Genomic DNA, 14,608 nt, shown 5'->3' with positions numbered 1-14,608 from the left:
TAAAACGCGGCCTGCGGAGACAACGCGGCTGCCATTCCTCGAAGGATCGACCGATCATGAGCGTCATCACCGAGATTCACGCCCGCGAAATCCTGGACAGCCGCGGCAACCCGACCGTGGAAGTCGACGTTGCGCTGGACAGCGGCGCCTTCGGCCGCGCCGCGGTGCCGTCGGGCGCCTCCACCGGCGCCCACGAGGCGGTCGAGCTGCGCGACGGCGACAAGTCCCGCTTCGGCGGCAAGGGCGTACTGAAGGCGGTCGAATCCGTCAACGGTGAGATCTATGACGCGCTCGCCGGCCTGGACGCCGACGACCAGCGCGGCATCGACCTTGCGATGATCGACCTGGACGGCACCGAGAACAAGGGCCGCCTCGGCGCCAACGCCATCCTGGGCGTGTCGCTGGCGGTCGCCCGCGCCGCCGCCGAGGATGCCGGCCTGCCGCTCTACCGCTATGTCGGCGGCGCCTTCGCCTCGCTGCTGCCGGTGCCGATGATGAACATCATCAACGGCGGCGCCCATGCCGACAACCCCATCGACATCCAGGAATTCATGATCATGCCGGTGGGCGCCGAGACCGGCGCCGACGCCATCCGCATGGGCTCCGAGATCTTCCAGTCGCTGAAGAAGAAGCTGAAGGACGCCGGCCACAACACCAATGTCGGCGACGAGGGCGGCTTCGCCCCCAACATCGGCTCGACCGACGAGGCGCTCGGCTTCGTCATGAAGGCCATCGAGGCCGCCGGCTACAAGCCGGGCGACGACGTCATGCTGGCGCTCGACGCCGCCTCGACCGAGTTCTTCAAGAATGGCAAGTACGAGCTGGCCGGCGAAGGCAAGTCGCTGTCGCCGGAACAGATGGTCGCCTACTGGGCCGATCTGGCCGGCCGCTACCCGATCATCTCGATCGAGGACGGCATGGCGGAAGACGATTGGGAAGGCTGGAAGGCGCTGACCGACGCTATCGGCAGCAAGGTGCAGCTGGTCGGCGACGACCTGTTCGTCACCAACCCCAAGCGTCTGGCCCAGGGCATCAAACAGGGTGTCGCCAACTCGATCCTGGTGAAGGTGAACCAGATCGGCACGCTGTCGGAGACGCTGGAAGCGGTCGATATGGCGCACAAGGCCGGCTACACCGCCGTCCTGTCGCACCGTTCGGGCGAGACCGAGGACAGCACCATCGCCGATCTGGCGGTCGCCACCAACTGCGGGCAGATCAAGACCGGCTCGCTCAGCCGTTCGGACCGTCTGGCCAAGTACAACCAGCTGATCCGCATCGAGGAGCAGCTTGGCGTCGCCGCCCGCTTCGCCGGCCGCGGCATCCTCAAGGCCTGATCGCCCCAAGGTCAGAAAAAGCCCCTCTCCGGTCCGCCGGAGAGGGGCTTTTTTATATTGAGCGGACGGTCACTCTCCCGCGAGCGCGCCGATCATCTTGCGCACCGCGGTCATCTGGAAGCCGCTCTTGCGGGCGAAATCGTAGCCGGTGTAGCCGAACCAGTCCCAACAGGCCTTCGGGTTGGAGGTCGGCTTGGCGCCGCCGTCGATCTGCGGATACAGCACGACGATGTTGTTGACGTCGGCCCAGCGGTTGTAGCCGGCATTGACGGCGAAATGGTCGCCGATCAGGTTCGATGCCATCTGGCAGCCGTGGAAGGCGACATGGATGCGGCAGGTCTGCGTGCCACCCTCGCAGGCCTCCGGAACATAGATGTAGCCGGTCTTGGCCATGCCGCTGCGGCTGGGGTCTCCGACGAAGGGCGCCTGGTCGAACAGCTGCGGCTGGCGGGCCGCGGCGGGGGCGTTCGGGATCCTGGCGTCGGCATAGAAGAAGCGGACGATGGCGCCCGCCTGATCGTACTGGCAGTTGTTGATGTATTCGCTCTTCTCACCCTCCTTCGGGATGAAGTCGCAGGCCGCACCATAGCCGTCGGTGATGTAGGCATGGGCCGCCTTCGGCAGCTTCACATAGGACAGGTTGGCCTCCGCCACCCCCAGCGCCTTGTAGAAGCGGTCGGTGGCATCGGCGACCGGCCGCTTGACCGTCACGTCGCCGTCGCCGTTGAACAGGTAGATCTTCGACTGCGCCATATTGGACAGCGGGTCGATCTCCTTCGCCTTCTCGCGCGCCTTGGCGTTGGCGACCAGGGCATCGACATCGGGCGCACCCATCGCCACGTCCATGCAGCGCTTCAGCGCCACGATTGCCGTGGCGACGCCGCCCGTCGACACCTCGGCGCAGTCGTAGGGACCGCCGGCGACGAGCCCGGCCGCCTTGACCAGCCCCGAATAGGCGACCTGGAACTGCCCGGCCATGTAGGCGCCCGACGAAATGCCCGAAACCGTGGTCTGGGCCGGGTCGATCTTCAGTTTCAGGTCAGACAGCCTGATCTGGGCGACGCTTTGGGCTGCCACGGGAAGCGGCGCCAGGACGAGGAGCGCCGCAAAAGCGGTCTTGAGAATCGCTTTGTTTGAAATGGTCATGAAAAGGGTCACCTTTGCCCTGAAAGGGTTGTCAACATTGCGTGGACAGCGGCGATCTGCGCCCCGCCCTTCGTCGCGTATTCCGTCCCGGTCCTGCCGACCCAGTCCCAGCAGGCAATCGGGTCCGCGGAATTGCGCGGCGACAGCTGCGGGTAGAGTACGATCAGATTGTTGTTGGCCGCCCAGCGGTTGAAGCCGGCGCCGGTGGTCACGGCATCGCCGACCTCGGCCGCGGACTGGCGGCATCCGTGAAAGACGATGTGCACGGCACAGGCCGCTCCGCGCCCGCAGGCGGGCGGCACATAGACATAGCCGGCAGGGGCCAGCCCCGTGCGGTCCGGATCGCCGAACGGCGTCTGGTCGAAGGGAATGGCCGCCGGCATGTCGGGAGCCGGCGGGTTCAACCCGCCATAGATGTGCGACAGGATCCGGCCGGCCTGGTCATAGTCGCCGCAGGCATTGACATAAGGGCTGCGGTTGGCGTTGCAGTCGTTGACCCCACCCTGCGCAATGAAGCCGTTGCCGGCATCCAGCCCGGTTTCCATCCGGATCTGGTTCGCCGGCACATGGGCGGCCCGATAGAAGGCCTCCGCCTCCTCCACCGCCTTGCGGTTCACCACCATGTCGGCGCGGCCGCTGAACAGGTAGACCTGCGCCTGCGCCAGCCGGTCGAGCGGGTCGATGGCCCCGGCCGCCGCCAGCGGCTGGGCCGCCTCGTACAGCGGCTGGCCACGCGGCCAGAGCGGATTGCCCTGCATGCAGGCCGCCGCCAGAAGCGGATTCTCGGCAGCGCAGAGATAGGGACCGCCGGCCACCAGACCGACGCCGGCCATCTCGCCCGAATGGGCGACGTGGAACTGGAGCGCCATGAAGGCGCCGGCAGCCAGCCCCGATGCCGAACTCTTGGCAAGCACCACATTGTGCGGAGCGAGCGGCGGTGCGGTGGCATCGGCGCTGGCCGGAGCGGTGCCGATGGGAGACAGCAGCGCCGACGCCGCCATGAAACATGCAACCAGAAAACACCGGAGCGGCCGATTTTCTGCCACCTGCTGCACCCCATCCGCCAAAACCTCTGCGGAAGGTAGCAAGAGAACAGGGAATGTCTAACAAAAAGCCTTAAGAGATTTCTGATGCACGCACATGCAGGACCATGCGCAACCCAACCCCGGCGGCAGGCGGCGGTGGCAGGAGGCGGCGGCACTTCGGGCAGCCATGGAAAAGGCCGGCGGAGCCCTCGCCCCGCCGGCCTTGTACCGTCATTCCGAAATCATCCCGGCAGCCGGGCCGGCCGGGCACCGAATCGGGCCGATCAGCTCCGCAGGTAAGCGAGCACGGTCTCCGGCGAGGATTCGCCGTAGGGATCGCCGTTCTCGCCCTTGTCGTTGATCCCCGGCTCCTCGAACCACTTCTCGACGACACCGTCCTTCACCACCATGGCATAGCGCCAGGAGCGGAAGCCGAAGCCCAGGCTGTCCTTGTCGATCAGCATGCCCATGCGGCGGGTGAAATGGCCCGACCCGTCAGGGATCAGCTTCACCTTCTGCAGGTTCAGGCTCTTGCCCCACTGGAACATGACGAAGGCGTCGTTGACGCTGAGGCAATAGACCTCGTCGATGCCCAGAGCCTTGAAGTCGTCATGGAGACGCTCGAAGGCCGGGCACTGCTCGTTGGAACAGGTCGGCGTGAAGGCGCCGGGCAGCGAGAACACCACCACCCGCTTGCCCTTGAACAGCTCGTCGCTTTGCACGTCCTGCCAGCGGAACGGGTTGGGTCCGCCGACGCTCTCGTCGCGCACGCGGGTCTTGAAAACCACCGAGGGGACCTTGCGCCCTTCCATCGTCATCTCCGGCTGTGGTTGGGGTGGACCGGCGGAACCGCCGCAGGAAACCGCCGCAGGGGCACGATAGCGGTAATGCCCGTCCCCTCCAACCGGCCATAGGTCATGCCCCTTCCGCCAAGCACCGGCACCAAGTCACCCCCGAAGGAACAAACAAAACCGAGGTAATCCTGCGCAAAAGTGGTGGCATCCGGTGGCAATCCTGTGACGTCCCCGAATGTTAAGGTCCCCTTTACCAAGATCGCGTCTTCTGGTCTCGCCTGCATCCAGTGGGCACTGCGCCGACCGGTGACAATTGGAGGGCTGTTTTATGCCTGTTTCGACCAAGTCTAACTCTATGCGACAGCCCGGCAATGATAAGCCGGAAGCCTCATTCAATCGCGGTTATTTCACCAGGATACTTGTTAGTACATTTATCTTCAGCGCCACCATCAACGCGCTGATGCTTGCCATGCCGCTTTATTCGCTTCAGGTGTTCAGCCGCGCCATCCCGTCCGGCAATTACGATACCCTGGCCATGCTGACCGTCATCGTGGTGATGGCGCTGACGCTGAGCGGTCTTCTGGAAATGGTGCGCTCGCGCCTGCTGGCCCGTGCCGGCAACGCGCTGGAGGTGCGGTGGCGCCGCCGGCTGACCGCCGACGCGCTGGACGCCGCCGGCCGCGGCCGCCCGGACAACGGCCCGCTCGCCGACCTGATCGAGCTGAAGGGCGCCTTCTCGCGTCCGTCGCTGCCGGCGCTGATGGACCTGCCCTGGGCCCCGCTCTACGTGATCGGCATCTACGTCATCCACCCGATGCTGGCGCTGGTGCTGGTCGTGTCGATGCTGATCATGGCGGTGATGGGCTGGATCGGCTATGTGGCCGTCAAGGACATCAACGACGAGAGCAAGCTGCCGGCCGGCCGCGCCCAGAAGCTGTTCGAGGCGCTGGCGTCGCGCTCCGACACCGTGCGCGGCCTGCGCATGGGCAACGCCTCGCTGGACGCCGTCAACCGCGACTTCCTGACCGCCAGCGCCATGCAGGGCCAGGGCTATGAGCGCAGCGCCGCCATCGGCGCCGCCACCAAGTGGGTCCGCATGGTCCTGCAGATCGCCGTCACCGCCATCGGCGCCTGGCTGGTGATCGAACAGCACCTGTCCTTCGGCGGCATGATCGCCACCTCGATGCTGGTCGGCCGCGGCCTCGCCCCGATCGAGCAGACCGCCGGCGCCTGGGGCGGGCTGGTCCGCTCCGCCCAGGCCGTCCGCCGCCTGCTGCCGCTGCTGAAGCGCCTGTCGCGTGAGCCGGAGCGTCCCTCCGTGCCCGTCGAGAGCGAGCGCCTGACCGTCGAGAACCTGCTGTTCGTCTCCCCCCGCGACCAGAAGCCGATCCTGCGCAGCGTCACCCTGTCGGTCGAGCCCGGCGAGACTGTCTGCATCGCCGGCCCCAACCGCTCCGGCAAGTCGGTGCTGGCCCGCCTGCTGGCCGGTGTCGCCCTGCCGTCGGCCGGCACGGTGCGGCTGGGCGGCCTGTCCGTCGCCACCCTGACCCCCGACAGCCCCGACCAGGGCATCGGCTACCTGCCGCAGCAGGTCGATCTTCTGCCCGGCAGCATCGCCGACAACATCGCCCGCTTCACCACCGCCACCCGCGAAGAGGTTGAGGCCGCCGCCCGGTCCGTCGGCATCCATGAGTGGGTCGAAAGCCTGCCCATGGGCTACGAGACCGAGGTCAACGACCCGCTGTCCCCGATCACCGGCGCCAGCGCCCGCCTGATCGGCCTTGCCCGTGCCGCCTTCGGCCAGCCGCCGCTGCTGGTGCTGGACGAGCCGACCGCCGGCCTGGACGAGCTGGGCATCAAGGCGGTCCGCGCCTTCGTCGCGGCCAGCAAGGAGCGCGGGGCGACCACCATCGTCATGACCCACGCCCCGATCTTCGTCGACATGTCCGATCACACCTACGTCCTGAAGAACGGCATGGCGATGGAGCTGCCGCGTCCGGAGCAGCAGCAGGCCCAGCCCGGCGCCGTCAACCTTGCTCGCCTCCGCAATCTCGGCCCTCAGGGTCCGGCCGCCGCCACGGCAGGGGCCGCCGGCTGACCGCCGGCACCGCCCCCAAGACCGACCATCCGGCTGACGCCAGACCCGACAGAGCCAAGGAAGTCCCATGACCACGATGACCACGACCTTCCCCGCCCCGCTTTCTTCCGACAACGGCCCCGAGACCCCCGCCGGCAAGCCGTCGCGCAAGACGGCGACCATCACCTCGATCCATGCGCTGCGGGCGGCGATGCCGGAAACCAATGCCCGCGGCCTGCTGCTGGGCGGCTTCCTGGTCCTGGCGGTCGGCTTCGGCGGCATGACCGGCTGGGCGGCGGTGGCCCCCCTGCACAGCGCGATCAGCGCTTCGGGCTCGCTGGCGCCGGAGACCGGCCGCAAGGTGGTGAAGAACACCGAAGGCGGCGTGATCAGCGCCATCATGGTCAATGAGGGCGACCGGGTCGAGGCCGGCCAGGTCCTGATGCGGCTGGACAGCACCGAGGCGCAGACCCGGCTGGAGATGCTGAACGCCGCCCTGTTCGACACGCTGGCCTCCGAAGCGCGCCTGTCGGCAGAGCTGTTCGAGAAGCCGGCCATCGAATGGCCGGACGCTCTCGCCGCCCGCCGCGCCAAGGAGCCGGCGGTCGAGAACGCCATGCTGAACCAGGAAAAGCTGTTCCAGGTCCGCCGCACCCAGCTCGACACCGAAGCCAAGCTGACCAAGGACCGCATCGCCACGCTGGGCGACGAGGTGCAGAGTCTGGAGAAGCAGCGCGCCTTCCTGGCCCGCGAGATCAAGCTGTCGGACGAGGACATCCAGATCACCCAGGGCCTGCTGGACCGCGGCAACTCCACCCGCACAAAGCTGGTGGCAGCGCAGAAGGAGAATGCGCAGCTCCACGCCCAGGACCATGAACTGGAAGCCCGCATGTCGCAGTCGCGCCAGCAGGCGGTCGATGCCCAGGGCGATCTGGTCCGCCGCCGCAGCGACTTCCGCGAGAAGGTGCTGGTCGAGCTGGACAAGGCCCGCGGCGACGCCCAGAAGCTGGCCGAGCAGATCCGCGACGCCAAGAACCGCCTGGACAACCGCACCGTCAAGGCGCCGGACGCCGGCAATGTCGTGATGTACGGCCACCCGGCCGTCGGCGGCAGCATCACCGCCAACGAGCCGGTGCTGGACATCGTCCCCGACGACAAGGCCCTGCTGGCCGAAGTCCGCATCCAGCCGAAGGACATCAAGTCGATGGCCGTCGACCTGCCGGTGAAGGTCCAGCTGACCGCTTATGACAGCCGCGTCGTCGGCACCATCGACGGCACCGTGTCCTACGTGTCGGCCGACCGCCTGACCGACAACGCGACCCGCCAGGAATATTACCTGGCCCGCATCCGCCTGAAGGATGCCGACAGCCACGAAGTCCGCCACATGAAGATCAAGGCCGGCATGCCGGTGGAGGCCCGCATCGTGCTGTCCGCCCGCACCCCGCTGGACTACCTGATCCAGCCGCTGCGCCAGTCCTACGTGAAGGCGTTCATCCAGGAATGATGAGCAGGAGGTGAGGCGGCCCCTCACCCCGGCAGCCCCTATACAGACAAAAGCCCCCGACCATCCGGCCGGGGGCTTTTTCTTTGGCCGGAAAGCTCAGCTCCTGCCGGGGCGGAGGTCCGGCCTCGGCGGAACCGCCATCGGGGTGGGCAGCGGCTCCGGCACCTGGATCGCCTCGGTCTGCTCGCGGGTGCGGCGGGATGCCGCGCGGTCCTGGGCCAGACGGTCCATCGCCTGCTGGCGCTGCGCCTCGGTGGTCAGGTCGGTCGGCCGCGGCGGAACCGTGCCCAGGTTGGGGTACTCGCTCCGCTCCCCGGTCATGCTGCGGATGGGCGACGAATTGTCGCTGACCGGCGAAGCCTCGCCGGTGATGGCCCCCAGCGGGCCGGTGTCGAGCATGCGGTCGCTGCAGGCCGACAGCCCGAAAACCATTGGTATCGCTACGATTAGCAGGCTGAACGCCCGCCCGGCCTTAGCGATACCCCGACCGTTACCCTGACTGCCCGTCACCATCATCCTTCCCCGTGTCTGGCCGATACGCCACACTTGTGCGACGATCCTTGAAATGAAATGTTCACATCTGCGGTGTATGAGAGGTTCCGGATTTCTCCTGCACCGCACCATAAAGCCCGACCGCCGCACGCGACCCACAGCGACGCCACCCACAGCGACATGGTGCAGACCGCCCCCAGAGACTGCCCGCCAGACACCGTTTCCTGAAGACCATCGCCTGCCAGCCTGTATAGCCGTCCGTCCGCAAGGCCCAAAGCCCAATCTGGCGCAAGCCCGATCCCGCGGACCCAAGGCGACACAGGCGACGTGACCGAGACGACGCGACACCCGCACAGAAGAAGAAGGACCGTGCTCATGGCCGAGACCAAGGCCCCCCCTCAGGCTTCCAACCCGGCTTCCCCCCAGGTGCCCGACGTCAAGCTGCCCGATCCGGTCGAGATGTCGCGGGCGATGACCCGCATCGCCGAGCAGAGCCAGCGGCTGGTCTCCGAGTTCCTCGCCCGTCAGGCCGCCGACGGCGCCGGCCCGAAGAGCCCGGATCCGATGGGCGTCGGCCATGCCTTCCTTGAGATGACCACCCGCATGATGGCCGACCCGGCCAAGCTGATGCAGGCGCAGATGTCGCTGTGGCAGGACTACCTGACCCTGTGGCAGCGCACCACCCAGCGCTTCTTCGGGCAGGAAACCCAGCCGGTCATCGCGCCCGCCAAGGACGACCGCCGCTTCAAGGACGCCGCCTGGGACGAGAACACGCTGTTCGACTTCATCAAGCAGTCCTATCTGCTGAGCGCCCGGTGGATGCAGTCGACCGTCAATCAGGTCGAGGGGCTGGACGACCACACCGCCAAGAAGGTCGATTTCTACACCCGCCAGTTCGTCGACGCGATGGCGCCCTCCAACTTCGTCATGACGAACCCGGAGGTGCTGCGCGCGACCATCGAGAGCGGCGGCGAGAATCTGGTCAAGGGGCTGGAGCATCTGCTGAAGGATCTGGAGCGCGGCAAGGGCGAGCTGCGCATCTCCATGACCGACTACGATGCCTTCCAGCTGGGCAAGAACATCGCGGTCACGCCGGGCAAGGTCGTCTACCAGACCAGCCTGATGCAGCTGATCCAGTACACCCCGACCACGCCGGACGTGAACAAGCGTCCGCTGATGATCGTGCCGCCCTGGATCAACAAATTCTATATCCTCGACCTGCGCGAGAAGAACAGCTTCATCAAGTGGGCGGTCGACCAGGGCCACACCGTCTTCGTCCTGTCCTGGGTCAACCCGGACGAGACGCTGGCGGCCAAGGGCTTCGAGGACTACATGGTCGAAGGCCCGCTGGCGGCGCTCGACGCCATCGAGAAGGCGACCGGCGAGAAGGACGTGAACGCCATCGGCTATTGCCTGGGCGGCACGCTTCTGGCTTCCACGCTCGCCTATATGGCGGTCAAGAAGGACGACCGCATCAAGTCGGCGACCTTCTTCACCACGATGCTGGACTTCGCCGAGGCCGGCGAGCTGTCGATCTTCATCGACGAGGAGCAGCTGACCTTCATCGAAGGGCAGATGGCCGAGCAGGGCTATCTCGACGGCGCCAAGATGGCGACCACCTTCAACATGCTGCGCGCCAACGACCTGATCTGGTCGTTCGTCGTCAACAACTACCTGCTGGGCAAGGATCCCTTCCCCTTCGACCTGCTGTACTGGAACAGCGACAGCACCCGCATGCCGGCGGCGATGCACAGCTTCTACCTGCGCAACATGTACCAGAAGAACATGCTGGCGCAGCCGGGGGCCGTGACGCTGAAGGGTGTTCCGGTCGACCTCGGCAAGGTCAAGGTGCCGGCGCTGTTCCTGTCGGCCCGCGAGGACCACATCGCGCCGTGGAAGAGCACCTACAGCGGCGCCCAGCTGTTCAGCGGCCCGGTCAAGTTCGTGCTGGGTGCGTCCGGCCACATCGCCGGTGTCGTCAACCCGCCGGCGGCCAACAAATACTGCTACTGGACCAGCGACAAGCTGGCCAAGACCTCCGACGAGTGGCTGGAGAAGGCGACCCAGACCGCCGGTTCCTGGTGGCCGGAATGGAACAAGTGGGTCGGCCAGTATGCCAACGGCAAGGTTCCCGCCCGCCAGCCCGGCGACGGCGCCCTGCCCGCGTTGGAAGACGCACCCGGCTCCTACGTCGCGGTCAAGAACGGCTAAGGCGGAGCCGAGAGGCTTCACCCGCGCTTATCCGCACGGAAAACCCCCGCCCAACTTGGCGGGGGTTTTTCTTTTCCGTCCAATCCGATAGTGTTACGCACGCGCATGTTAAGGGTTTGTTTGCCCTTTTGACGCCACCTAACGCCTGCGCACATTCGCACGCCCCGGGGATCCGCCGTTCATGCCATCCGACGCCCAGACAGGTATGATGGGAGCCGCCACGGCAGCGATGGCGAACGCCGAACCGGTCAAGCTCGCCGAGCGCTACGAGATCCAGCCGGGCGCGCCGATCCCGCTGCTGAACGCCGTCGGCGGCAATGCCTTCACCGCCAAGGCGCTGCGTGAAAAGCGGATCGAGCCCTTCGCCATCATCTGCCATGCGTCGGTGCTGCCGCGGATGGACATCTGCTCGACCGTCGGCAGCTTCGACAACGCCACCCACATGCGGCTGCTCGATTGGGGGCTGGTGGACTGGCCGCAGGACCGCGGGCGGCGCTTCTGCCTGGTGTTCGAGCGGCCGGGCGGCAAGCGGCTGATGGGGTCGCTGACCGACACGCTGGATCCGATGCCGGAAGACCAGCTGACCCGGCAGATCGTCCACCCGCTGGTGTCGGCGCTGAAGGAGCTGTCGAGCCGCGGCGTCGTCCACGGCGCGATCCGCCCGACCAATCTGTTCTACCGCGATCTCGCGTCCGGCGCGCTGATGCTGGGCGACTGCGTGTCGACCCAGCCCGGCTATGGCCAGCCGGTGCTGCTTGAGACGATCGAGCGCGGCATGGCCAACCCGGCCGGGCGCGGCACCGGCACCATGGCCGACGACCTCTATTCGCTGGGCGTCACCCTGCTGATCCTGGCGCTCGGCCGCAACCCGCTGTCCGGCCTGGACGACGAGGCGGTGCTGCAGGCGAAGATGGAGCGCGGCTCATACCCGGCGCTGGTCCAGCAGCACCGGCTGCCGCTGGCGATCAACGAGGTGGTGCGCGGCCTGCTGGTCGACGACCCCAAGCAGCGCTGGACCCTGAACGACCTCGATCTGTGGGTGGCCGGCCGCCGGCTCAGCCCGAAGCAGCCGCAGATTTCCCGCCGTGCCGCCCGGCCGCTGGAATTCCAGGGGTCGGAATACTGGCATTGCCGCACGCTGGCCCGCGCCTTCGCCCGCCATGCCCCCGCCGCCGCCTCCGTGATAGAAAGCGGGGAGCTGGACAAGTGGCTGCGCCGGTCGATGGGCGACGATGTGCGGGCGGAGGCGGTGAGCCACGCCATCCAGACCGCCTCCAGCGGCAAGGGCGGCACCCAGGGCGACCGGCTGGTGGCCCGCGTCTGCATCGCGCTCGACCCTGCCGCCCCCATCCGCTACCGCGGCCGGGCGATGATGCCGGACGGCATCGCCACCATGCTGGCCGACGCCTTCATGCGCGGCGAATCCCCCCAGGCGGTGGCCGAGGTGCTCGCCAACCAGCTGCCGATGTTCTGGGTCAACGTCCAGGCCGACTTCAAGCCGGAATTCGTGCCGCTGGTGCAGAGTTTCGACCAGCTGCGCGGCTTCCTCGACCGCTCCAGCCACGGGTTGGGGGTGGAGCGCGTGCTGTACGAGATGAACCCGACCATGCCCTGCATGAGCGCTCTGGTGGTCAAGCAGCTGCCGACCACCCCGGCCGAGCTGCTGCGGGCGCTCGACTGGATCGCCGCCGGGGGCGAACGGCACAAGGACCCCATCGACCGGCAGATCGCCGCCTTCCTCGGCGCCCGTCACAAGCGCGGGGACGAGCTGCTGTTCACCCAGCTCGGCAGCGGGGTGGAGCCGATGCGGCGCATCATCGCCATGCTGACCATCCTGTCGGACATCCAGGCCCGCACCGGCGTCGATGGGCTGACCCATCTGGCCAGCTGGGTGGTGGCGATGCTCGACCCCGCCTTCCGCCGCTTCCACAACCGGCCGCAGCAGCAGGAGGTGCGCAAGATGGCGGACGCCGCCGCGCACAACGGCCGGCTGACCGAACTGCTGAAGGTGGTCGACGATCCCGATGCGCTTCGCCGCGACCGGCTGGAATTCGAAGCGGCGCAGATCGCCTACCGCGAGGCCGATGCGGAGATGGACAAGATCCGCCACACCATCGCCGACCGCAATTCCATCATCGAGACGTCGGGCCGGCAGGTCGCCGCCATCGTGTCCAGCCTGCTGTCGACCCTGCTGGTTGCCGGCATCATCCTGTTCTTCGCCTTCTGACCGGAACGCGTAAAGTCTGAATCGAGGGGGGATCGCCATGGCGCGCAAGAAGAAGAAAAAGGGTGGCGCCCTCACGCTGATCCTGCTGATCGTGCCGGCGGCGCTGATCGTGCTGCCGACGACCATCCTGTTCGGAATCGGCATGATCCCGACCATCGTCGCCTATGTCGTCGACCGCGATCCCGACAAATCGGCGCCGATCACCGTCGGCGGGCTGAATTTCTGCGGCTGCATGCCCTTCGCCATCGATTTGTGGAAGCACCAGCACACCATCGGCGCCGCCGCGAAGATTTTCGCCGACCCGCTGGCCTGGCTGGTGATGTACAGCGCCGCCGCCGTCGGCTGGGGCATCTATTACGGCATTCCGCCGATGGTCGCCGGCATGGAGGTCAGCCGCGCCGAGAAGCGGGTCGAGGTGCTGAAGCAGAAGAAGGTGGCGCTGGTCCAGGAATGGGGACCGGACGTGGCCGGCGATTACTTCGACGAGTCCGGCGGCATGGAGCCGGATGCCGAAATGGCGAACGCCTGATCGGGCGACGGCCCCGCTGCCGGACTTGCAACCGGACTCGCCGTCAGGGCATGATCCATGCAGAGGGCCGCCGGGTCGGCCATGAGGTTGGAATGTTCAGCGTCAGCGAGACTGAAGCCGCCGCGATCCAGAGGGCGTTTCACGAAAGCGGCGAATGGGCGGCCGTCGTCGAGCTGCGGCGGCATTTCCACATTCAGGACAATGTGAACGCCCTGAACGCCGTCCGCTCCATCGTCAGATGGGCGGGGGCGGTGCCGCCGCATCCGCAGCCCACCTCCCCTCTCTGAACCTGCCCCCCGACCCAGCCTCAGCCGATCATGCCGGCCACCGCCCGTGCCACATCGGCATGGATGGCGTCCTGCTGCTTGAAGTCCTTCGCGGTGTGGGTCAGGTAGCTGGCGACCAGCAGCGGCGCGCGGCCCTCCGGCCACAGGATGGCGATGTCGTTGGCGGTGCCGTTGGTGCCGGTCCCCGTCTTGTCGCCGACCCGCCAGCCGGCCGGCAGCCCGGCGCGCAGACGCTTGTCGCCGGTCTTGTTGGCGACCATCCAGTCGGTCAGCTGCTTGCGCGAGTCCGGACGCAGCACGTCGCCGACCAGCAGCCGCTCCATGCTGCGCACCATGGCGGCCGGGGTGGTGGTGTCGCGCGGGTCGCCGGGGATGGCGGTGTTCAGACTTGGCTCGTTGCGGTCCAGCCGCGTGGTCTTGTCGCCGATGCCGCGCAGGAAGGCGGTGAGGCCGGCCGGGTTGCCGACGCCCGGCAGCAGCAGGTTCGCCGCGACATTGTCGCTGAGCGTCACCGCCGCCTCGCACAGTTCGGCCAATGTCGGCGGCGTGCCGTTGAGCCGGGTCTCCGAGAAGGGCGCGTAGGGCACCAGATCGGCCTTGGTCACCGCAATCCGCCGGTCGAGCCGGTCCTTGCCCTGGTCCACACTCTTCAGGACGGCGGCGGCCAAAAGAAATTTGAAGGTGCTGCACATCGGGAACCGCTCGTCACCGCGCCAGTCCTGCAGCCGGCCGTTCGCGCTGTCGAGCACCGCGACGCCAAGACGGCCGCCGGTGCGTCCCTCCAGCTCGCTCATGCGCGCTGCGAACGCATCGCTTCCCGCGGCTTTCCCGCCTTTGTTCTTGCCGGTTTCCGCCGCCCGCGCCCCGGCCGCCGACAGCAGCAGAACCCCGCCCGTCGCCGCCAGGAACCCCCGCCTTCCGATCATTCCGACCTCCCTCTGCATCGTTGCGATGGCAGGACGATAGAAATCCCGGCGGAGGC

General features: G+C 67.3%; 12 protein-coding genes. 7 read left to right on the top strand and 5 right to left on the bottom strand.

Going from position 1 to position 14,608, the window contains the following annotated elements; translation table 11 throughout:
* The first annotated feature begins 56 nt into the window (after positions 1 to 56).
* Positions 57 to 1,334, top strand: a complete 1,278-nt coding sequence (gene eno, locus ACWPN8_RS23465; RefSeq protein WP_492242471.1) for a phosphopyruvate hydratase — start codon at positions 57 to 59, stop codon at positions 1,332 to 1,334.
* 69 nt (positions 1,335 to 1,403) lie between these two features.
* Here the strand turns inward: eno and ACWPN8_RS23460 are convergent, their stop codons facing one another.
* From ACWPN8_RS23460 to ACWPN8_RS23450, 3 genes are all read right to left on the bottom strand, one after another.
* Positions 1,404 to 2,480: an extracellular catalytic domain type 2 short-chain-length polyhydroxyalkanoate depolymerase gene (locus tag ACWPN8_RS23460; protein WP_492242470.1), complete on the bottom strand. Its 1,077-nt coding sequence runs from the start codon at positions 2,478 to 2,480 to the stop codon at positions 1,404 to 1,406.
* A gap of 8 nt (positions 2,481 to 2,488) precedes the next feature.
* Positions 2,489 to 3,481 carry an extracellular catalytic domain type 2 short-chain-length polyhydroxyalkanoate depolymerase gene (locus ACWPN8_RS23455; protein WP_109447575.1) on the bottom strand — a complete coding sequence of 331 codons (993 nt, stop codon included), beginning with the start codon at positions 3,479 to 3,481 and terminating at the stop codon, positions 2,489 to 2,491.
* Positions 3,482 to 3,789: 308 nt separating this feature from the next.
* The gene (locus ACWPN8_RS23450) at positions 3,790 to 4,317 is read right to left on the bottom strand and encodes a peroxiredoxin (protein WP_109447574.1); all 528 of its coding nucleotides are present in this window, start codon (positions 4,315 to 4,317) and stop codon (positions 3,790 to 3,792) included.
* A 451-nt stretch (positions 4,318 to 4,768) separates the two neighbouring features.
* On the opposite strand from ACWPN8_RS23450, the gene ACWPN8_RS23445 reads away from it, so the two are divergent.
* Both ACWPN8_RS23445 and ACWPN8_RS23440 read left to right on the top strand, forming a co-directional pair.
* Positions 4,769 to 6,397 carry a type I secretion system permease/ATPase gene (locus tag ACWPN8_RS23445; RefSeq protein WP_492242469.1) on the top strand — a complete coding sequence of 543 codons (1,629 nt, stop codon included), beginning with the start codon at positions 4,769 to 4,771 and terminating at the stop codon, positions 6,395 to 6,397.
* Positions 6,398 to 6,464: 67 nt separating this feature from the next.
* The gene (locus tag ACWPN8_RS23440; RefSeq protein ID WP_109447570.1) at positions 6,465 to 7,880 is read left to right on the top strand and encodes an HlyD family type I secretion periplasmic adaptor subunit; all 1,416 of its coding nucleotides are present in this window, start codon (positions 6,465 to 6,467) and stop codon (positions 7,878 to 7,880) included.
* Positions 7,881 to 7,976: 96 nt separating this feature from the next.
* Here the strand turns inward: ACWPN8_RS23440 and ACWPN8_RS23435 are convergent, their stop codons facing one another.
* Positions 7,977 to 8,279, bottom strand: coding sequence for a hypothetical protein (locus tag ACWPN8_RS23435; RefSeq protein WP_492242468.1), 303 nt, complete (start codon positions 8,277 to 8,279; stop codon positions 7,977 to 7,979).
* Between the two features lie 468 nt (positions 8,280 to 8,747).
* On the opposite strand from ACWPN8_RS23435, the gene ACWPN8_RS23430 reads away from it, so the two are divergent.
* The 4 genes from ACWPN8_RS23430 to ACWPN8_RS23415 all read left to right on the top strand — a co-directional run bounded on the left by ACWPN8_RS23430 (position 8,748) and on the right by ACWPN8_RS23415 (position 13,626).
* Positions 8,748 to 10,583, top strand: coding sequence for a PHA/PHB synthase family protein (locus tag ACWPN8_RS23430; RefSeq protein WP_492242467.1), 1,836 nt, complete (start codon positions 8,748 to 8,750; stop codon positions 10,581 to 10,583).
* A gap of 229 nt (positions 10,584 to 10,812) precedes the next feature.
* Positions 10,813 to 12,810: a protein kinase family protein gene (locus tag ACWPN8_RS23425; RefSeq protein ID WP_492242466.1), complete on the top strand. Its 1,998-nt coding sequence runs from the start codon at positions 10,813 to 10,815 to the stop codon at positions 12,808 to 12,810.
* Positions 12,811 to 12,847: 37 nt separating this feature from the next.
* Entirely contained in the window at positions 12,848 to 13,339 is a 492-nt protein-coding gene (locus ACWPN8_RS23420) for a hypothetical protein (RefSeq protein WP_109447566.1), read from the top strand.
* Between the two features lie 92 nt (positions 13,340 to 13,431).
* The gene (locus ACWPN8_RS23415; RefSeq protein ID WP_244592498.1) at positions 13,432 to 13,626 is read left to right on the top strand and encodes a hypothetical protein; all 195 of its coding nucleotides are present in this window, start codon (positions 13,432 to 13,434) and stop codon (positions 13,624 to 13,626) included.
* A 20-nt stretch (positions 13,627 to 13,646) separates the two neighbouring features.
* Here ACWPN8_RS23415 and bla read toward each other — a convergent pair whose 3' ends face one another.
* Positions 13,647 to 14,552, bottom strand: a complete 906-nt coding sequence (gene bla / locus ACWPN8_RS23410; RefSeq protein ID WP_492242465.1) for a class A beta-lactamase — start codon at positions 14,550 to 14,552, stop codon at positions 13,647 to 13,649.
* Positions 14,553 to 14,608: the final 56 nt, after the last annotated feature.

It is taken from the genome of Azospirillum sp. UENF 112521 (assembly GCF_058780665.1).
Note: the sequence above shows the minus strand (reverse complement) of the source record. Positions and strands in the feature narration are given on the sequence as shown.